Consider the following 18926-nt stretch of genomic DNA (forward strand, 5'->3'; position numbering starts at 1 on the left):
GCGGGGGCGGTGATCACCGCGCGCCGGGGACGAGTCCGAGCCGCTGGGCGCGCAGGACCGCGCCCAGCCGGTCGGACGTGCCCAACTTCCGGTACAGGCGCTCCTGGTGCTTGGTCACCGTCCGCGGCGAGAGCCCCAACCGCCTGGCCATCCCGGTCGCGCTGTGCCCGGCGCACAGCAGGTCGAGCACCTCCTGCTCGCGCGGGGTGAGGCGCACCGGGTCGGCGGTCTCGACCAGCATCCTGGTCAGCACACCGTCCAGTTCGGACACCGACCTGGCCAGGGTCTCCAGTGCGCGCAGCACCGTGGGGACCGGCATGAGCCGCGCCTCGACGGCCCCGGTCAGCCTGGCGACCATCACCTCGACCGCTTCCCCCAGCGCCGAGACGCCCTCCTCCACCGGCTCCTCGCACCGCGGCGCGCACGACGAACGCTCGACTGGCACGCACACCTCCCCGCGTCGTCCCCGGTGTCCCCCGACACCGGGGTCCGGCCCTACCGGCCGAACAGCCACCCACCGTTGACGTGCAGCACGTGCCCGCTGATGAACGACGCCTGCGCGCTCGCCAGGAACTCGACCGCGTGCGCGACGTCGTCCACGTGGCCCGCGCGGCCGACGACGGTCTGCTCGGCGAGCCACCGCTGCCGCTCGGCCGGGAAGTCCGTCGTGAAACCGGTGTCGGCGATGAACCCCGGGGCGACCACGTTCACCGTGATCCCCAGCGGGCCCAGCTCGCGGGCCATGCCGAAGGACAGCCCGGTGAGGCCCGCCTTGGCGGCGGCGTAGGCCTGCGCGGCACCCGCGCCGCTGCCACCGGAGTACCCGGCGATCGAGCTGATGTTCACCACCCGGCCGCCCGGGCTGCTCAGCAGGTCCCGCAGGGCCGCGGTGAGCAGGTAGGCGCCCTTGAGGTTGGCGCCGAGCACCTCGTCCAGGTTGGCCTCGCCCGCCTCGATGTCGGCCAGCGTCACCGGGAGCAGGTACCCGGCGTTGTTGAGCACCACGTCCACCCGCCCGTGCTCGGCGCGCAGCCACTCGGCGAACGCCACCACCGCGTCCTTGGCCGACACGTCGACTTGGCGCGCGTGCACACGGGGCCCCAGTTCGGCCGCGGCCTCGGCCAGCACATCGGCGCGGCGGCCGAGGATGACCACCTCGTTGGCGAGGGCGAGCCGGGCGGCGATCGCCTTCCCGATGCCGGTACCTCCGCCGCTGACCACGGCTACCGTCGGTTCGGACACCGTCTTCCTCCATCCGTCGAACCCCCGGGCGCCACTCGCCCGGGGGGCGTTCACCATCTCCGGTCATCGGCGCCGCGCAGCGACCACTACGCCAGGTCACCCGACCGCAGGAGCACCGGCGTCTTGGCTGTGCGCTCGTTCACCCGCAGCCGGTCCACCACCACGACCTGGAAGCCGTCGTCGTCGCCGCGCAGCGCGAAACGCAGGTCGATCTGGGAGTCCACCAGCGCGGCGCGCAACGCCGCTGTGTCCACATCGGACCCCGGGGTCGGCACGACCCGGATCTCCAGCCGCTCCGGCTCACCGTCGAAGCAGACGGCCTGCGCCGCGGCGACCGACGGCTCCAGGAGCGCGAGCTCGACCAACTCCTGCGGGCTGACCAGGGTACCCGCGAACTTGATCAGCACGCCCTCCCTGCCGTGCACGGCGAGAGCCTGCTGCGCGGCACCGCACGGGCACTTCGCCCAGCTCACCAGGTCACCGACCCGGTAGCGGAGCACCGGGGCGACCGCGTCGGGGTGCGTCGTGGTGATCAGCGCCGCGCCGTCGACGACCTCAACGTGCTGGTGCGGCAACGGGTGGAACGTCCTGGGGTGGCAGGTCGGGCCGTTGTGCCCGATCACCCAGGTCTCGGTCGAGCCGTAGTTGCCCCACAGCCCGATGCCCAGCTCACGGCAGAGGCCTGCGAGCGCGTCCGGGCAGGGTTCACCGAAGAACACCGCGGTGCGCAACCGGTCGAGGATCGGGTGGCCGGTCGCCACCGCCAGGTCGAGCACCTGCCGGAGCGTGGACGGCGTACCGGTGAGTGCCGTCGTGCCGTGCCGGTGCAGGAAGTCCAGCCAGTGCGGCCACTCCTCGGCCTCGACGTGGCCGAGGCCGATCACGTCGGCCCCGCAGTGCCGCGCGAGGGCGTTGTAGAAGTAGTGGGCCGACCAGAGGCGACCCGGCATCGCGAGGTTGGCCAGCACGTCGTCGGACCGCAGTGGCCGCCAGTGCGCCGCGATCGCGGCGGTGTGCATCTCGATCGGGATCCAGGCGATCTTCGGTGCCGCGGTGCTGCCACCGCTGGTGAACAGGTAGGCCCCCGACCTGCCTCCGTCCCCGGCGACCGGGGTCATGGCCGCGGTGATGTCCTCGCGGGTCATCTCCGGCAGGTCGGTGAACGCGAAGTCGCCGCTGAGGTCGAGTCCGGCGTACTTGTCGGCGAAGAAGGGCAGGGCGGCCGCCCGCCGCGCGATGGCGCGCAGCACGGCTTCCTGGTCGTCGGTCATCGGGTCCTCGGTTCCTCGTCGGTGCGCACCCGGTCCGCGCGCGCCGCGGGGACCGGGTTGATGGACCTGGGGCGTTGCCAGGCGGGAAGTTCGGCGACCGCGGCGGCGAGGGAGCGAAGCGTCCGCGGGTCGGCGCGGTCCACCGTCACGGTGAACCACTCGCCGCGCACCGGATCGGGTTCCGGGACGCACCGCAGCACGGCGCCCGGCACCGCCGCGGCCAGGGTGGCGCGGACGGCGTCCAGGCTCAGCCGCCTGCCGTTGATCTTGACCAGCCCGGCCGCCCGGCCGTGCCACCGGAAGGAGCGCGCACCCACGACGGTGATGTCGTCGTCGAGGGTGATCTCCGCCGGTGGCGGCGAGCCGTCGCGGGCCGCGATCCGGGGACTGCGCAGTGCCAGGCGCCCGGAGCCCGCGGCGAGCAAGCCAGGCGCGAACCGGACATCCGGCGCGAGTTCCCAGTCCGCGCCGCCGGGGAACACCCTGGTGGCGACCAGTCCGGTCTCGGTCGACCCGAACAGCTCCACCAGCCGGGCGCGGTCGCCGAGCGCCGTGACGACGGTGTGCGCGAGCGGCGGGATCCGGGCGCTGCTGAACACGAGCGTCACCCGGTCGCAGCCGTCGAGCGCGGGCAAGGACCGGGCCAGCACCGAGAACGAGGCGGGCAGGGTGACCAGCAGCGGGGAGCCGGACGCGGCGAACGGCCGGGTGATCGGCACGTGCCGCACCCCGACGCCGAGCAGAGCGGGCAACCGGACCCCGAGCAGGTGCCCGTAGAGGTGCTCGACCGGTGCGTGCGTGTGGACGGCGTCGACGGCGTCGCCGCCGAGCAGGGTGGCGAGCAGCCGCGTCTCGGCGGCCAACTGGTCCTCGTCGCGCGACCACCGCACCGGTGGCCCGGTCGAGCCGGAGGTGGCGAACCGGACGGGCGCGGCGCTCACGGGCGCCTCGCCGGTGCCGCCGAATGGTTGAACCACATGTCCCCGCCCACCAGATCGCCCTACCCCGAATCGACCACGCAGATGCTCACAGAGCCACCGAAACGCGGACATGGGTAGCCGGTACCCAGATTCGCCGCGCCCGCACGCGCGTTGCGGACCGCTTCTCAGCACCCGGAACGTCGTTCACCGGGCGGGCACGCGCTTTGGCACGATGTCGCGGTGACTTCGTCCTGGTGGGCCGCGGGGCTCAACCTGCGGGAGCGACTGGCCACCGCCCCCGGTGCGGTCGCCGGGTCCACCGAGCACGCCGCCGAGGCGCTCGCCAGGTGGCGCGAAGCGCACGGTCTGGCCGAGTCGGGCCAATTCGCCGTCCGGCTGGCGGACGCGGGGATCACGCAAGCCCACCTGCTCGCGCTGTTGGCCGAGCAGCCCGCGGCCTTGGCCGGGCGCACGGACATCCCGGCGTGGGCCCAAGCGGTGGCGGCGGCCGTCGCGGCCGCACCCGTTGCCCCGGTGTGGGAGCGGGAGGCGCCAGAGGCGTTCGCCGTGCCGTTGCGACCGTTCCTCGACGCGGCGCGGACCCGGCTCGCCTCCGCCCGACTCCCGCCCTCCGTGGACGAGCGACGGGTGCTCGCCGGGTTCACCGACGCCCTCGCCGCCAAGCTCGCCCGCCTCGTCGCACGGACCGCGGTCCTCGAACTGCACCGGGCGCGCGAAGCGGGCCGCCTCACCGGCGACACGCCCGCCGACCGGTTCGCCGACTTCCTCGCCCACCTCGGCACGACAACCGGGTTGCGCGCCCTGTTCACCGAGTACCCGGTACTCGGCAGGCTGCTGGCGCGGACCTGCGACCAGGCGGTCCAGACCACCCTGGAACTGCTCGACCGGTTCACCGCCGACCGGCGGGCGATCGTCACCGATCTGCTGGGCGGCACCGATCCCGGGCCGCTGACCGCCATCGACTCCGGGGCCGGTGACCGGCACCAGGGTGGCCGGGCCGTGGCGATGCTGCGCTTCGCGTCCGGGGCGACGGTCGTCTACAAGCCGCGGTCGGTGTCGCTGCACGCCCACTTCGGCGAGCTGGTCACCTGGTTGAACGCCAGGGTGCCCGCGCTCGGTCTGCGCGCGGCGGCCGCGATCGCGCGGCCGGGCTACGGTTGGGTCGAGTTCATCGCGCACCGCGAGTGCGCGGACGACGCGGGGGTCGCCAGGTTCTACCGCGCGCAGGGCGCGTTGCTCGCCCTGCTCTACGCCGTGGACGGAACCGACATCCACTTCGAGAACCTGGTCGCACACGGCGACACCCCCGTGCTGGTGGACGTGGAAACCCTGTTCCACCCGACATTGCCCCTTCGCGCGCTGGCGGGCGAGGACCCGGCGGTCGCCGCGTTCGCCGCCTCGGTGCACCGGGTCGCGCTCCTGCCGCACCTGGTGCTCGGGGAGCACGGCGCGCTCGACATCTCCGGTCTCGGCGGGGACAAGGGCGGTCAGTACCCGATCGACGGGGTCGCCTGGGAGGGCGCGGGCACCGACCGGATGCGCCTGGTGCGGCGAACGGCCGAGTTCGTCGGCGCGGCGAACCGCCCGGCGCTCAACGGGACCCACGCGGACCCGGCCGCGTTCCAGACCGCGCTGCTGGGGGGCTTCCGCGCGGGCTACGACGCCATCGTCGCGGGTCGCGACGAGCTGCGGCGGGCGCTGGACCGCTTCGCGGGCGACGAGATCCGGATCGTGGCACGGGCGACCAGGTCGTACTCCACGGTGCTCGACGAGTCGACGCACCCCGATGTCCTGCGCGACGGCCTGGACCGGGACCGGCTCTTCGACGTGCTGTGGGCCGAATCGGCGCACGACCCGGTCCGCGCCCGGCTGGTCCGGCACGAGCAGGCCGACCTGTGGGCGGGCGACATCCCCTTGTTCACCGGGCGGGCGGACAGCCGGGACGTGTGGACCTCCACCGGGACCCGGTTGCCCGATCTGCTCGACGGTTCGGGCCTGGTCGCCTCGGTCGCCAAGCTCGCCAGGATGGGTGCGGACGACCGGCGGGCCCAGGAATGGCTGATCAACGCGGCGCTCGCCACCAGGACAGCGCGCCCAGACCACGAGGGGCGCGAGGCGCTTGCCAGCCGCGCGGCACCCGCCGCGGACCAGCGGCGGCTGCTCGCGGCCGCGTGCGGCATCGCCGACCACCTCGTGGCCACCGCGGCGCGGGACGACCGCCGCGCCAACTGGCTGGGGTTGGAGGCGATCGAGGGCGAGCACTGGTCGGTGCTCCCGCTGGGCGCGGGACTCGCCGACGGCTATGTCGGCGTCGCGCTGTTCCTGGCCCAACTCGGCGCGCTGACCGGGATCGCCTGTTACACCGACCTCGCGGCGCGGGCGTTGCCCGCGCTGCCACCGCTGATCGGGGCGTTGGCCGAGACACCGGAACTCGTCGAGGCCGTCGGTCCCGGTGGGCTGCGCGGCTTCGGCGGCATCAGCTACGCCGTGGCCCGGCTGGCCCGCCTGCTCGACTCGACCGAGCTCGCCGAGTGCTTGCCGGTCGCCGTGGAACTCGTCGGCCGCGGTGACAACGGCCGCGCCGGGTTCGCCGACGGGCGCGCGGGGGCGGTGGCCGCGCTGCTCGCCGTGCACGCCGAGACCGGGCTGGCGCGAGCGGCCGCGCTGGCGGGCGGGTTCGCCGACCTGCTCGTCGACGGGATCCAGGACGGATCCGTGGCGGGCGGGTTCGCCGACGGCTCGGCGGGGATCGGGTACGCGCTGTCGCGGTACGCGGCGATCGGCGGTGAGCGCTACGCCGTGGCCGGGCTCGCGGAGCTGCGCCGCGCACCCGGTCAGGACCTCGACGATCCACGCGGCGTGAACCACGCTTGGTGCACGGGCATGGCGGGCACGGTGCTGGCGCACGCCGCGTCGGATGACTCCGGCCTGGTGGACCGCTGGGTGGCCGCACTCGGCGACCAGGGTCCGCTGCGGGACAACAGTCTCTGCCACGGAGAACTCGGCGTGCTCGAGGCACTGACCGCACTGGCCCACCGCGGCCACGAAGCGGCACAGGTCGTCCAGTCGCGCCGCGCAGGCCAACTGCTCGACGCGCTGGAACGGCACGGTCCGCGCTGCGGTACACCCGCCGCTGTGCCCGCACCCGGCTTGTTGTCCGGTTTAGCCGGAATCGGCATCGGTCTGCTGCGCCTGGGTTTCCCGGAATCAGTGCCACCGGTGCTCTTGTTGGCCCCGGGGAACTAACGTTTGTGGATCACGCGACGACTACAGCAGTAGGCAGACACACACACCGCCGATCGTGGGGAGATTACGTGCGGGACGACGAGGTGCCAGTGGACGAGACCGTCGACGGCGCCGCCACACCGGAGGGCGGCGAGCCGCACCCGGCAGGCCGGATCCGGCTCTCGCCCGGCCGGGCGATCGGCATGCGGGTCAGCGCGCTCGGCGGGCTGGCCATCGGCGCCATGGCGGTGACCGCGCCCGCCTTCTCGTTGGTCCACCCCACCAGCGGGCCGTGAGCGGGGCGGGCAGAGCCGCCTCGACGGGGATCCGTTCATGCACAACCACGCGCCCGTGGTCGGCCGCGACGCCGAACTGGCGCGACTGCGGCACGCCCTCGCCCAGGCCAAGGCGGGCCGCGGCGGCGCCGTCTTCCTGACCGGGGAGCCGGGGATCGGCAAGTCGCGGCTCGCCATCGAGGCGACCGGCCTGGCGACCAGCGCGGGCATGCGCGTGGTGCGCGGCCGTACCAGTGGTATCGGTCCCGCCGTGCCGTTCCGGCCGCTGTCGGAGGCGCTGATGTCGTTGCCGCGCGGTGCGAACCCGCCGCCGGTCGACGCGCTCGGCCCGTACCGCCCGGTGCTCGGCAGGCTCGTCCCCGACTGGGGTGACCCCGGCGACGACGGGGGCGACGGCTCCCTGGTCGTGCTCGCCGAAGCGGTGCTGCGGCTGCTCTCCGTGCTCGGTCACGGCCGCGGCTGCCTGATCGTCCTCGAGGACCTGCACGACGCGGACGTGGAGACCCTGGCGGTCGTCGAGTACGTGGTCGACAACCTCGACGAGCTGCCCGCTGTCCTGCTGGCCACCTTCCGCAGCGGCCCGTGCGACGCCGCGGAGCTGGCGCAGTCCGCCCTCCAGCGCCGCACGGGCACCGTCCACGAGCTCACCAGGCTCGCGTTCCCGCAGGTGCGCGAGCTCATCGCGGCCTGCCTGGCGACCGGTGTCGACGAGGTGCCCGACGGGGTGGCCGAGCACTTGTGGGCCGACAGCGGCGGCAGCCCGTTCATGGTGGAGGAGCTGCTGCACGGGCTGGTGGACAACGGACAGCTCGTACCGAGCGACCTGGGGTGGCTGGTGACCGGTCGGATCCGCACCGAGGTCCCGACGAGCCTGATGCGCACCGTCCGCGACCGCACCGACCGGCTGGACCCGCAGGGGCGTCGGATGCTCTCGGTGGCGGCCGTGCTCGGGCACCGGTTCCCGCTGTCGGTCGTGCACCGGGCCACCGGCCTCAGCCACGCGGAGCTGCTGGCGCACCTGCACGCGGGGGTGGCCGCCCGGCTGGTGGTCAAGGACGAACCCGCCCCGGACTGGTACGCCTTCCAGCACCCGCTCACCGGGGAGGCACTGCTCGCCCAGCTCACGCCCACCGAACAGGCCGGGTTGTCGGCGCGGGCGGCTGCCGCCGTCGAGGCGATCCACCCGGGGTTGCCCGGCGAGTGGTGCCAGCTCGTGGCCGCGCTGCACCTGCGGGCGGGGGACAACACCCGCGCGGCCGAGCTGTTCGCCGACGCGGGCCGCAGGGCACTGGCCGACGGCGCGGCAGGCTCGGCGGTCACGCTGCTGGAGCAGGCCGAGCGGCTGCTCAGCCTGCTCGGGGACGCGCGGAGCCGGGCCGATGTCGTCGAGGCGCTGCTGTACGCCCTGGCCGAGGCGGGCGAGTTCGAGCGGGCGTTCCAGCTCGCGGACACGCTCGACGACCTCGGCAACGCGGGGCTGCCCGCCACGCGCAGGGCGGCGCTGCACGTGCGGCTGGCGTGGGTCGCGCACATCGCGGGCCGCTGGTCGGACGGGCTCGCGCAGGTGGCCATCGCCCGCGCGCTGCTCGGCCGGGACGCGGCCGACGAGGACACCGCACCGCTGGACGCCGTCGACGCCGACCTGGCGCTCGAGGCGCCTGGCATGCGGCGCAAGCAGGAGGCCGAACTCCTCGCCCGACGCGCGGTGGCCGCCGCCGAGCGGGCGTCACTGCCCACCATCGCCTGCCAGGCGTGGCTGGTGATCGGCGCGGTGGCCCGCGAACGCGACGTGGCCGAGTCCACCGCCTGCTACGAGCGGGTGCTCGACATCGCCACCCAGCACAGGCTACCGATGTGGCGAGTGCACGGTCTGGTCCGCGCCGCGGGCAACGCCTGGATCGCCGAGAGCGACCAGGAAGGACTGCTGCGGGCCGGGCGGGAGGCCCAACGGGTCGGCGCGATCGCCACGGAGCAGATCGTCAACGCCACCATCGCGCTGCACCTGGTGCTGTGCGGCGATTTCACCGCCGCGGTCGGGGTGATCGACGAGTGCCTGGCCGCGGCCAAGCGGATGCAGCTCGAACTCGTCGGCAGGCACCTGCTGATGTCGAAGGCCACGCTCGCCGCGCACCAGGGACGGCGCCGCGACATGGAAGCGGCTCTGCTGGACTTCAAGCGCCTCGACGGTGAGCGGTCCCAAGAGCAACCAATGGCCCTCGGCATGGCCCGCGCGTTCTGCGCGTTGTTGGAGGAGAACCGGGCCCTCGCGCGCGAAGACCTGGCCGCTGCTCTGGCGAGCGACGACGTGGATCCGACGACGTTCAGCCTCTACGGCAGACACGGCGTGAGTCTGCTGTTGGAGGTTCTCGCCGGGGACGCGGGGTGGGAGCGGTACGAGGAGGTCCGCGCGACCGCACAGGGCGCGATGCGGTGGAACCGCCAGTTCGTCGAACTCGCCCACGCGGTCCTGTTAGGACGATGCGGTCGTGGAACCGAAGCGGTCTCGGCGGTCGCGGCGGCGCAGCGCAGCGCGCAGCCCTACGCCATGGCCCGGCACCTCGGCCTCCGGTTGGTCGCCGAAGCCGCCGCCGAAGACGGCTGGGGCGACCCGGCGGGGTGGTTGCGCGCGGCGGAGGAGTACTTCCACAACGCGGGGGCACCCGCCGTCGCGAGCGCGTGCCGAAGCCTGCTGCGGCAACTCGGCGTGTCCGTGCAACAACGCCGCACGGGCAGCGAGCGCGTACCAAGACGTCTGCGCTCCCTGGGAGTCACCCTGCGGGAGTTCGAGGTCCTGGAACTGCTCATCGAACGACTCGACACCAAGACCATCGGCGAACGCCTCCACATCTCACCCAGAACCGTCGAGAAACACGCCTCCAGCCTCCTCGCCAAGACCGACACCCCCGACCGCCACGCACTGGCCAAGCGCGCCAACGCCCTGTTGTCCGATCCTTAGCCCGCCGCGGGAAGGTCACGCGTCGCGCGCAGTGGCGACAGGAACACCCAGCCAACCGCGAGCCAGGCACCCAAGGCGGACACCAGGAGCAGCGGCCGCAGACCTGTGGCGTCGCCGAGCAAGCCAGCCAGGAGAGCGCCTAACGGGATCACGCTGCGGATGGTCCAGCGGATGGCGGCGTTCATCCGGCCTCGGAGGTCGGGCGGGCAGACGGACTGGCGATAGGTGATCTGCAGGACGTTGTAGAGGACAACGCAGAAGCTGTTCGCGAACAGTCCTATGGAGACCATCGCGGCGCTGGAAGCGAACGGGATCAACGCGGTCAACCAGCCGACGGAGAGCTTGCCGAGCCAGAGCATGCGGGACTCCCCCAGCCGCGTGGCCAGCGGGCGCACGAGCAGTCCGCCGACCACACCCCCGGCTCCACCGATGCCGAGCACGATGCCCGCCGTCGCGCTGGAGGTACCGAGGTCCCGGACCAGGAAGACGACCACCAGCGTGGTGGTGATCGCGTCGAAGAAGTTCGCAGTCGCGCTGCAGGCCACAACTCGGCGCAGGATCGGGTGGTTCCAGGCGAACTTGAGCCCCTCCAGCAGTTGTGGCTTGCTCGCAGACGCGGGCCGGTCTTGTGCGCGGATGAACGCCAGTGTCGCGGCGCTGACCGCGAACGACGCGGCGTCGATGAGGAGCACGTTCGCTGGTGGGACAAGCAGGATGGCGAGACCGGCCAGGCTGGGGCCCAGGACGGTGGCGATCGCGTTGGTGGTCGCGAAGCGGCTGATGCCGTCGGTGAGGCGGTGTGCGGGGAGGAGTTCGGGGAGGTAGCTCTGCCAGGAGACCTCGAAGAGGACCGCGAACGTGCCGAGTAGGAAGGCTGCGGCCAGGAGGTGGGCGATGTGCAGGTCTCCCAGGGTTGCAGTTAGGGGGATCGCGGCGGCTACGAGGCAGCGGGTGATGTCGCAGAGCAGCATCAGGCGTCGTTTTGGTACTCGATCGACGATGACGCCTGCGGGGAGGGGGATGAGGAACCAGGCGATGGTGGCGGCGGCGCTGAGGAGGCCGACCTCGGTGGTGGACGCGTCCAGCGCGGTCACCGCGATCAACGGCAGCACCAGGACTGCTGTGGCCGACCCGAGATCGCTGACGGTCTGACCGGTCCATAGCAGCCTGAAGTCGCGGTCACGCCAGAGCAACGGCTCTCCCCCGTCCTGTTGATCATTGCCAGTGTGGGGGGTGGTGGTGGGCGGATGGGGGCGAGATTGGTCACTGGGTCGGCTCGTCGCTTCGCGCCTTGCATCGGATCGTCGGCTCGCCTGCGGCATCGCGCGCCGATCCGCGATTTACGTGCGGGCTCGATGTGGTGGACCTGTTTTGCGTGGGGCCCCTACGACAGCCGTGGCAGGACCGCAAAGCAGGGGCCGAAAAGCATGGCCCTGTCCGCGCAGGAACGCTACGACTGCCGCCACCCCACACAAAACAGGTCCACCCCATCGAGCAGATGGCACCAGCGACTTCCGGGAGCGGTGGCGGGGTTGGCTCGGTGGGTTGGGTTTGGGTGGGCCGACTCGGTGGGCTGGGCTGGCACCAGCGACTTCCGGGAGCGGTGGCGGGGCTGGCGGGGTTGGCTCGGTGGGTTGGGTTTGGGTGGGCCGACTCGGTGGGCTGGGCTGGCACCTGCGGCTTCTGGGAGCGGTGGTGGGGCTGGCGGGGTTGGCTCGGTGGGCCCGGTGGGTTGGGCTGGCGGGGTGGGCCCGGCGGGCCGGGTTGGGGGTGGTCTGGCACGATCAGGTCCATTGAGGACTGGTTGTGGCGAAGGATCAGGTCGTCGTAAGACCAAGGGGCGCAGGCCACTTACGCGTGAGCAAGTGCCATCAGCCCGCGCTGATGGCGATTGGCTATGTGCGCAGGTACGGCCGAAAGTCCGCCCTTGTGGGCCTCGGTTTCAGGTCACCATGGGGCAAGCGATCTCTAGGGCGGCGGGGGTAAGGGCGATGGGCGGGGAACAAGCGGGTGGGCGGAAGGTGCTGGAGGGCGCTTTCGCGTTGGTTGAGGCGTTGAGCGAGGACGGGGAGGCTGGGCTGACTCGGTTGGCGGAGGCAACGGGTTTGCCGAAGGCGACGGCGTACCGGTTGTTGGAGCAGTTGACGGGGTTGGGGGCGGTGGCGAAGGTCCGGGGGCGGTACCGGGTCGGGCCGCGGATCGGTGTGTGGGGGCAGACGTGGTTGCCGGGGCAGGGGTTGGTGCGGGCGGCCAGGGGGCCGATGCGGGCGCTCGCCCGGGCCACGGCGACCACGATCGGCGTCGTCGTGCCCGCGGGGGAACGGGCGGTCCTGATCGGCGGCGTGGCGGGTAGACCGAACCGGCTCGTGCGGCTGGACGCGGGAACCGCGTGGTCTCGGGCCACGGCGGCGGGGAAGGCGTTGGTGGGACCGGTGGTGCTGGGGCCGGGCGGGGTGGGGGCGCCGGTGTTCGACCGGGAGGAGAACATGCGCGGCATCTGCTGCGCCGCCGTGCCGTTCGACGGTGGCGCGGAGGTGCCGGTGGCCGCCTTGGTCGCCATCACCGACCCGACGGTGCCCCTCCCCCAACTGGCCGCCGCCCTCGCCCGCACGGCGACCGCGATCCAGGGCGAGTGGAGCTGATGGTCCACTCAGCGGACCGGCACGCGACACCGGCGGACCGCTGTCGCCAGGATGAGCCGGACTTCATCCACCGCCGCGGTCGCGGCACAGCGAGGGCGGATCGCATGCGCGCACTCCGAGCGATACCGGCGGTCATCGCGGCGCTCCTGATCACCACCCTGGCCCCCGCGGCGGCCAACGCCGCGCCGCGGGCGGGCTGCCAGGAGATCTTCCCCCCTTTCGCCCAGCGGTGGAACGAGAAGCCGTGGGCCTACGGCTGCGCGATAGCCCCCGTCGCCGCCACGGCGGACGGGTCGTACCAGAACTTCGAGCGCGGGCAGATGGTGTCGTCGCCGCGCCACGGCCTGGTCATCTCCGGCTTCTGGTCGCACTACTGGGACAGCAGCGGCATGCACTACCGGATCGACTTCCAGTGGGGGCACCGCTACCGGTACGACCTCTGGCAGATCCAACTGCACCGGGACAACACCTCCTACCAGGGGCAGTGGGAGTGCTTCCCGAACGACGGCCTGTGCAGCTCGACGGGCGGGATCTTCGGCTTCTACTACCTCATCGAACCCGGGCACTCGTACCAGTTCCGGGTCAGGGGTTGCTACCCGCTGCCCAGCGGCCGGCACTGCCCGGAGGGCTTGACGATCCCGGTCTGGCTCTGGTTCTGACCACCCCGAACCGCGGCGAGCCAGTCACAGCAGGGGGACGGGCTCGTTGCGGACCCGCCGCCCGTGTGGCACGACCGTTGCACTCTGTCGACCCGCAACGGGGAGCCGGTGCCACACGGGCGGCGGGGCGGGCAGAACCACACGGCGGCGGGGCGGGCCGAGCCGTGCGGGAGCGGGCTCGGGGGTGGGAGCAAGATCGAATCGGGATGAGCAGCCCCCGATATACAGCCTACCGGGGGGCACCGACAAGGACCGGTGGACGACGGGGCGGCTGTGGATAGACGGGGCGGCTGTGGACAACTGGGGGGCGCCCGCAGCGGTTGGACAGTGGCGGCAGGAGTTGGGCTGGGGATCAGTGATCGGGGGCTACGAGGGCGAGGAAGTGGTCGACGGCGGCTTGGGCTTGGCGGCGGAGGTCCGGTGGGGGTGGGGGGTGTTCTCCCAGGAGGGCCCGGATCTGGTGGTCGCGGACCAGTAGGCCGTAGAGGAGGCGGAAGGACTCGGGTGGGTTGGGGACGTCGTTGGCGGCCAGGTAGGTCTCGATGAAGGGGCCGGTCGTGCGGCGGCCGTGGTGGAGGAGGAGGGCGGCCAGGTCGGGGTCGGCGATGGCGGCTCGGTTGATGGCCAGGGAGGGCGGGCTCAGGAGTAGGTGCAGGAGGCTTTCGGCGATGGCGGTCAGGCGGGGGCGGAAGGGGCCGGGGGTTTCCAGGGCGGCGGTGACCGCGGCGGCGACGGCGGCTGCTTGGCGGTGGATGAGTTCGGTGAGCAGGCCGGTGCGGTTGCCGAACCAGCTGTAGAGGCTCTCCTTGGACGAACCGGCTCTGGTCGCGACCGCTTGCATGGTCAGACCGTCGGAGCCGACCTCGACCAGGAGGGACAGGGCGGCGTCCAGGGCTGCTTCGCGGCGGGCGGCTTGTTCGCCCGCGCGGGGCCTGCCGCGGCGGGGGTGGTCGGTCATGGGTGGTCTCCTGCTGGGGGGTGACACAAATCCGAACCGGAGGGTACGGTTAAATCCGAACTCAACGGTTCGATTATAGGGGGAACCCACCGTGTTCGACCGACTCTGCCTGTGGCTGGCCACCACCCTGATGGCCCTGATCGCGGGCTTCTTCTACGCCTACGCCTGCTCGGTGATGCCCGGCCTGGCGACCGTCGACGACCGGACGTTCGTCGAGGCCATGCGGGGGATCAACGCGGTGGTCCGCAACGTCGCCTTCGCGCCGAGCTTCTTCGGGGCGTTGCTGGTGACCGGCATCGCCGTCGCGCTGCAACTGCGCCTGCGCCGGGTCCTACCCTGGACCGCGGCGGCCCTGGTGCTCTACGCGGCGGCGTTCGTGCTCACGCTGGCGGTGAATGTGCCGCTCAACGAGTGGTTGGCGACGGCGGACCTCGCCGATCCGGCGGCGGTGCGCGCGAGGTACGAGGGGCCCTGGATCACCTGGAACATCATCCGCACCGCACTGGCCACCCTGGCGGTGGTGTGCCTCGTCGTCGTCGTCGCGCGGCGCGGGGCGGGCGCGTTGTCCGAAGTGGACCGATCGAGGCGCCCGGGTGTACCGGGCGCCTCGACGGGGTGAACGTCAGCAGTTCGGGATGGTGGCGGTGGTGCTGATCAGGCCCGCAGCGACGTAGTCGGCGTCGGTGAGGCGGTACCAGACGTTGCTGTTGTTGACGGTGCTGCCGGTGGTCTTGCAGGAGATGGCCAGTGCGCGGCCGTTGGGGGCGGTGTACATCACCGAGCTCGCGGCGGAGTTGGTGTTGCTGCGGACGTTGGCGCCGTTGGCGGAGTTGACGGTGCCCGCGTACGGCCCGCTGCCGGTGTAGCGGCCGTAGTTGTAGAGGGTGCCGCCGTCCTGGACCTTGGAGGTGCCGTGGGTGGCGAAGCCGTCGTAGTTGGAACCGTTGGTGTGGAAGGTCCAGCCGCCGATGGTCTTGCCGATGACGGACTCGAAGGCGAGGTTGTTGCGGTCGCCGGACCGGAGGGTGAAGTGGACGTGGGCGCCGTTGGCGCTGCCGCCGCACACGGTGTTGGTGCCCGCGGTCCCCAACTCGTACCCCTGGTCCACCGACGTGCCGTCCGCCGGGAAGCCGCTGCGCTGGTTCAGGTGGTAGTAACCCGTCGTGTACCCGTTGGCGTGCACGATGAGGATCAACGCCGTCTGGGTCGAGTTGGCGTCGACGCAGGCGCGGTAGATCCTGCCAGCGGCCGCGGCGCGGACCTGGGTACCGCTGCCGCCGAAGTCGAGCGAGCTGTAGAGCGACCCCTGACCGTCGTTGGCGTGTGGACCGCCGCCCCAGCCGACGTTGCTGGAGGCGTTGACCGGTAGCGCCAGCCCGGTGTCGACCGAGCGCGCGGCGGCACCGGCGGCGGCGCGGTTCTGCTGGAACAGCCCCTTCTCCTCAGCGCTGACAACGGAGTTGGGCGCCTGGCGGGTCAAGGCGACGAAGGTCTCACTCCCGAGAACGCCGACCTGCCAGCGCCCGGCGACCCGGTGCGCTACGTAGAGGCTGGCGTCCGGCGCGTGGTCGCTCGCGTCGCCGGGGATCGTCGCGGCGCCGAAGGACCAGTCGCCGGTCGAGCGGCGGGACTCGACCACGGCGTGGCGCGCCAGGGCCGAGACGCCCCGCTGGGCGGCGACGGCGGGCCCGCGCTCGGCGAGCAGGGTGTCGGTCACGCTCTCGACGAGGCTGGGGCCTTGGGCGGCCTCGGCGGACCAGGGGATGAACGCGGCGAACGCCGTGGCGGCGACGATCGCGACGGCGGTGTGGCGGCGGGGACGTTTCATGTCGGGACTCCGGCTGGACGCAGGGCAAGACACGGGCACCGAGCACGGGACCCGCTCGGGGCTCGTTCTTGTTGTCGGGGTTGTGGAGGCCCGAAAGCTACCCAGCGGCCCAGCCGACCTCCAGGGGTTTGTTACGCGTCGACCCGCGCACCCGTTCCCAACCGAACGCGCAGGTCAGGGGGTGTTGTTGGAAACAGATTTCCACTGCCGACCGATACCGCGTGAGGATCTCCCGTGATCAACGGCGGAGATCCCGGCCACGGTTCGAGTCGATCCGCGGCCGGATCCGGCAGGGTTCGGGGTGTCGACGAGGGGGGCGGACGATGGCCGACGGGGCGTTGATCGACGCGGTGCTGCCGGATGTGGCCGGGTTGCCGCCCGCGGCGGTGCTGGCCACCGTGTTCGTCGTGGCGTTCGCGGAGACGACGCTGGTGGTCGGGGTGCTGTTGCCCGGCGAGGTGCTGATCGCGGCGTGCATCGGCGTGCTCGGCACGGCGTGGACGCCGCTGGCGGGGGCGGCCGCGGCGCTGGGGTGCCTGAGCGGTCAGCTCACCGGCTACGCCATCGGCCGGGCGCTGGGGCCGCGGCTGCGGGAGAGCTGGATCGGGCGCCGCACCGGCCGGGCCCGCTGGAACCGGGCCGAGTCGGTGGTGCGCCGCTCCGGCGGGTGGCTGCTGGTCACCGCCCGGTTCGTCGCCGTCCTGCACACGCTGGCACCGGCGCTGGCCGGGGTGTTGCGGATGCCCGCGCGCCGCTTCGCGTTGTTCGCCGCCCTCTCCTCGACCGCGTGGGCAGTGCTGTGGGCGACCGTCGGGGCCGCGATCGGGAGCCTCGTCGACGCGCAGGACCGGGGGTTGGTCACCTCGCTGCTGGTGGTCGCGGGCATCGCGATCGCGGCCGTGGTCGTCGGTTCGGCCGCGCGGATGAAGCTGGACGAGCCCGACGCCACCGCGTCCGAAGAGGACGATCGCGATATCGGGGCCACTGAGGACTGATCAGTACCACTGTTCGCCCCGGTCCGGCGACTGGTGTGAACCCCTATCGATGACCCCAGTTGTCCAACGGCCATTCACCGGGTGGATAGGGGCAGGCGCGCACAACGTGAATCGGTACCGCATACGTTGAGGACTGTCCAACCAGAACCCCTCTTGACCGCCAGAGACGTTGGCACTAAAGCGATCCGCGGTCAACCCGCCCGTTGCGCCGGTCGGTGGACAACAGGGTTCCTGGGACGCCGGGAGCGGCCGAACGAACACCGTGCTCCCTTCGGCCCAATTTGCCCACAATAGGTGCATTGGGTGCGCGGCTCGTGGTTCACTCGAATCGCACGATCGGGAGTGAACGGACACACCGCCCACACCAACTGGGCTACCCCCGAGCACCCCGGCGGGCGCGCCACTCACCCAGCGCGACGGTGGTTTCCCGGTCATCCCAGGCAATCCCGTCGTTCACGGGTTCGACATCGACGTCGACCCTGGCTGTCATCCCCCGTACGACCCACCCGCACATCACACTCGCGAGCACCGCGCGGTGTGGCGCTTTGTGGCGCCCTCCGGCGGTGCCGCCCCCCATCCCTCGGAGAGGTGGACCTCGCCTTGTACGACGTCATCATCGTCGGTGCCCGGGTCGCCGGTGCGCCCACGGCCATGCTGCTGGCCAAGCACGGGCACCGCGTGCTGGTGCTGGACCGGGGCTCCTTCCCCAGCGACGCGGTCTCGACGCACTACATCCACCAAGCGGGCCTTGTGCAGCTGCAGAAGTGGGGGCTGCTCGACGAGGTGGTCGCCGCGGGAACGCCCGCCATCCGGCTGATGAACTACCGGCACGGCGACATCGACCTGATCGGGTTCGCCGACCCCATCGAGGGCATCGACGCCGTCTACTGCCCGCGCCGCACGGTGCTCGACGAGATCCTGGTCAACGCCGCGCGCCGCGCCGGGGCCGAGGTCGTGGAGCAGTTCACCGTGACCGACCTGGTGTTCGGCGAGTCCGGCGAGGTGCTCGGCGTGCGCGGCCGCGAGGGCGACGGCGAGGTGCGGGAGCTGCGGGCCAGGCTGGTGATCGGCGCCGACGGCACGCACTCGCAGGTGGCCAAGCGGGTGGGCGCCGAGCTCTACAACGTGCGGCCCGCCGCCGGGTTCATCTACTACTCGTACTTCTCCGGCGTCGACGACTGGGGCCTGCACCACAAGACCGGGTTCAACCACCGCTGGTTCGGCTCGTGGCCGACCAACGACGGGGTGACCATGGTCGCCACGATCTGCGCGCTCGACCAGCTCAAGGACTTCCGCTCCGACCCCGAGACCGCCTTCCAGGCCGTCATCGACGACGTCGAGCCCGCCATGGGCGCCCAGTTCCGCGACGCCGCGCGCCGGGCGGAACCGCTGCGGCCCATGCGCTACCCGGACAACTACTACCGCCGCGCGCACGGCCCCGGCTGGGCGCTGGTCGGCGACGCCGGCTACCACAAGGACCCGATCACCGGCTGGGGCATCACCGACGCGTTCCTGCACGCCGAGTTGCTGGCCGACCGGGCGCACGAGGGCCTGGCGGGCGAGCGCGCGATGGCCGACGCGCTGGAGGAGTACGTCAAGATCCGCGACGAGATCAGCGCGGGCGTCTACGACTTCACCACGGTCATGGCCTCGATGGAGCTGCCGCCGTTCTTCGACGCGGTGCTGCGCGCCATCGGCAAGACCCCGCACTGGACCAACAAGATGCTCGGCCTGATCGCGGGCGGCGTCGAGGACCACGAGATCTTCTCGCCGGACAACCTCGAGCGCATCTACCAGGACGCGGGCTTCCCCGAGGACAAGCGGATCTACGACCCGTCGGCCTGACCCGTCGCGGCCGACCCACCCCCCGTCGACCCCCTCCTGACCGCGGTGCCACGAGGAGCCCAGCGCAG

The 18926-nt window shown here is 72.3% G+C and carries 15 protein-coding genes; 8 read left to right on the top strand and 7 right to left on the bottom strand.

Features of this window, described 5'->3' with window-relative positions; all coding sequences use genetic code 11:
* Window positions 1-13: 13 nt before the first annotated feature.
* From JOD54_RS35765 to JOD54_RS25015, 4 genes are all read right to left on the bottom strand, one after another.
* On the bottom strand, window positions 14-445 hold the full coding sequence (locus tag JOD54_RS35765; RefSeq protein WP_204453697.1) for a LuxR C-terminal-related transcriptional regulator: 432 nt from the start codon (window positions 443-445) through the stop codon (window positions 14-16).
* A 50-nt stretch (window positions 446-495) separates the two neighbouring features.
* Complete coding sequence (locus tag JOD54_RS25005; RefSeq protein ID WP_307860262.1) at window positions 496-1242, bottom strand: SDR family NAD(P)-dependent oxidoreductase; 747 nt, start codon at window positions 1240-1242, stop codon at window positions 496-498.
* An 86-nt stretch (window positions 1243-1328) separates the two neighbouring features.
* On the bottom strand, window positions 1329-2513 hold the full coding sequence (locus JOD54_RS25010; RefSeq protein WP_204453699.1) for an AMP-binding protein: 1185 nt from the start codon (window positions 2511-2513) through the stop codon (window positions 1329-1331).
* On the bottom strand, window positions 2510-3454 hold the full coding sequence (locus JOD54_RS25015) for an acyl-CoA synthetase family protein (RefSeq protein ID WP_204453700.1): 945 nt from the start codon (window positions 3452-3454) through the stop codon (window positions 2510-2512). The genes JOD54_RS25010 and JOD54_RS25015 overlap by 4 nt, the downstream gene beginning before the upstream one ends.
* A 219-nt stretch (window positions 3455-3673) precedes the next feature.
* Between JOD54_RS25015 and JOD54_RS25020 the strand changes: the two genes are divergently transcribed.
* The 3 genes from JOD54_RS25020 (at window position 3674) to JOD54_RS25030 (ending at window position 9931) form a co-directional block, all read left to right on the top strand.
* A complete protein-coding gene (locus JOD54_RS25020; protein ID WP_204453701.1) occupies window positions 3674-6700 on the top strand; it encodes a type 2 lanthipeptide synthetase LanM family protein in 3027 nt (1008 codons plus the stop codon).
* A gap of 68 nt (window positions 6701-6768) precedes the next feature.
* The gene (locus tag JOD54_RS25025) at window positions 6769-6975 is read left to right on the top strand and encodes a hypothetical protein (protein WP_204453702.1); all 207 of its coding nucleotides are present in this window, start codon (window positions 6769-6771) and stop codon (window positions 6973-6975) included.
* Between the two features lie 37 nt (window positions 6976-7012).
* Complete coding sequence (locus tag JOD54_RS25030) at window positions 7013-9931, top strand: helix-turn-helix transcriptional regulator (protein WP_204453703.1); 2919 nt, start codon at window positions 7013-7015, stop codon at window positions 9929-9931.
* Here JOD54_RS25030 and JOD54_RS25035 read toward each other — a convergent pair.
* A complete protein-coding gene (locus JOD54_RS25035) occupies window positions 9928-11124 on the bottom strand; it encodes an MFS transporter (RefSeq protein ID WP_204453705.1) in 1197 nt (398 codons plus the stop codon). The two genes, JOD54_RS25030 and JOD54_RS25035, sit on opposite strands and share 4 nt — an antisense overlap.
* A gap of 798 nt (window positions 11125-11922) precedes the next feature.
* Here JOD54_RS25035 and JOD54_RS35290 point away from each other — a divergent pair.
* Together JOD54_RS35290 and JOD54_RS25045 are read left to right on the top strand one after the other, a co-directional pair.
* Window positions 11923-12573, top strand: coding sequence for a helix-turn-helix domain-containing protein (locus JOD54_RS35290; protein WP_204453707.1), 651 nt, complete (start codon window positions 11923-11925; stop codon window positions 12571-12573).
* Between the two features lie 104 nt (window positions 12574-12677).
* Window positions 12678-13232 carry a hypothetical protein gene (locus tag JOD54_RS25045; protein WP_204453709.1) on the top strand — a complete coding sequence of 185 codons (555 nt, stop codon included), beginning with the start codon at window positions 12678-12680 and terminating at the stop codon, window positions 13230-13232.
* Between the two features lie 352 nt (window positions 13233-13584).
* Here JOD54_RS25045 and JOD54_RS35295 read toward each other — a convergent pair whose 3' ends face one another.
* Window positions 13585-14190 (bottom strand): TetR/AcrR family transcriptional regulator, encoded by a 606-nt coding sequence (locus JOD54_RS35295; protein WP_204453711.1) that lies wholly within the window; start codon window positions 14188-14190, stop codon window positions 13585-13587.
* A 91-nt stretch (window positions 14191-14281) separates the two neighbouring features.
* Here JOD54_RS35295 and JOD54_RS25055 point away from each other — a divergent pair, with 91 nt between their 5' ends.
* Window positions 14282-14809 (top strand): anthrone oxygenase family protein, encoded by a 528-nt coding sequence (locus JOD54_RS25055; RefSeq protein WP_307860263.1) that lies wholly within the window; start codon window positions 14282-14284, stop codon window positions 14807-14809.
* A 3-nt stretch (window positions 14810-14812) separates the two neighbouring features.
* Here JOD54_RS25055 and JOD54_RS25060 read toward each other — a convergent pair whose 3' ends face one another.
* On the bottom strand, window positions 14813-16018 hold the full coding sequence (locus JOD54_RS25060) for a M23 family metallopeptidase (protein WP_204453713.1): 1206 nt from the start codon (window positions 16016-16018) through the stop codon (window positions 14813-14815).
* Between the two features lie 323 nt (window positions 16019-16341).
* On the opposite strand from JOD54_RS25060, the gene JOD54_RS25065 reads away from it, so the two are divergent.
* Both JOD54_RS25065 and JOD54_RS25070 read left to right on the top strand, forming a co-directional pair.
* The gene (locus JOD54_RS25065) at window positions 16342-17013 is read left to right on the top strand and encodes a DedA family protein (protein WP_204453716.1); all 672 of its coding nucleotides are present in this window, start codon (window positions 16342-16344) and stop codon (window positions 17011-17013) included.
* 588 nt (window positions 17014-17601) lie between these two features.
* Window positions 17602-18858 (top strand): NAD(P)/FAD-dependent oxidoreductase, encoded by a 1257-nt coding sequence (locus JOD54_RS25070; protein WP_307860264.1) that lies wholly within the window; start codon window positions 17602-17604, stop codon window positions 18856-18858.
* Window positions 18859-18926 lie beyond the last annotated feature (68 nt).

Origin of the sequence: Actinokineospora baliensis, assembly GCF_016907695.1 — a bacterium.
Classification (GTDB): domain Bacteria; phylum Actinomycetota; class Actinomycetes; order Mycobacteriales; family Pseudonocardiaceae; genus Actinokineospora; species Actinokineospora baliensis.

Excerpts from the sequence above, each read along its gene's own strand:
- JOD54_RS25010 (WP_204453699.1), bottom strand. The coding sequence starts at position 2,513 with ATGACCGACGACCAGGAAGCCGTGCTGCGCGCCATCGCGCGGCGGGCG.
- JOD54_RS35290 (WP_204453707.1), top strand. The coding sequence starts at position 11,923 with ATGGGCGGGGAACAAGCGGGTGGGCGGAAGGTGCTGGAGGGCGCTTTC.
- JOD54_RS25045 (WP_204453709.1), top strand. The coding sequence starts at position 12,678 with ATGCGCGCACTCCGAGCGATACCGGCGGTCATCGCGGCGCTCCTGATC.
- JOD54_RS25060 (WP_204453713.1), bottom strand. The coding sequence starts at position 16,018 with ATGAAACGTCCCCGCCGCCACACCGCCGTCGCGATCGTCGCCGCCACG.
- JOD54_RS25030 (WP_204453703.1), top strand. The coding sequence starts at position 7,013 with ATGCACAACCACGCGCCCGTGGTCGGCCGCGACGCCGAACTGGCGCGA.
- JOD54_RS35295 (WP_204453711.1), bottom strand. The coding sequence starts at position 14,190 with ATGACCGACCACCCCCGCCGCGGCAGGCCCCGCGCGGGCGAACAAGCC.
- JOD54_RS25065 (WP_204453716.1), top strand. The coding sequence starts at position 16,342 with ATGGCCGACGGGGCGTTGATCGACGCGGTGCTGCCGGATGTGGCCGGG.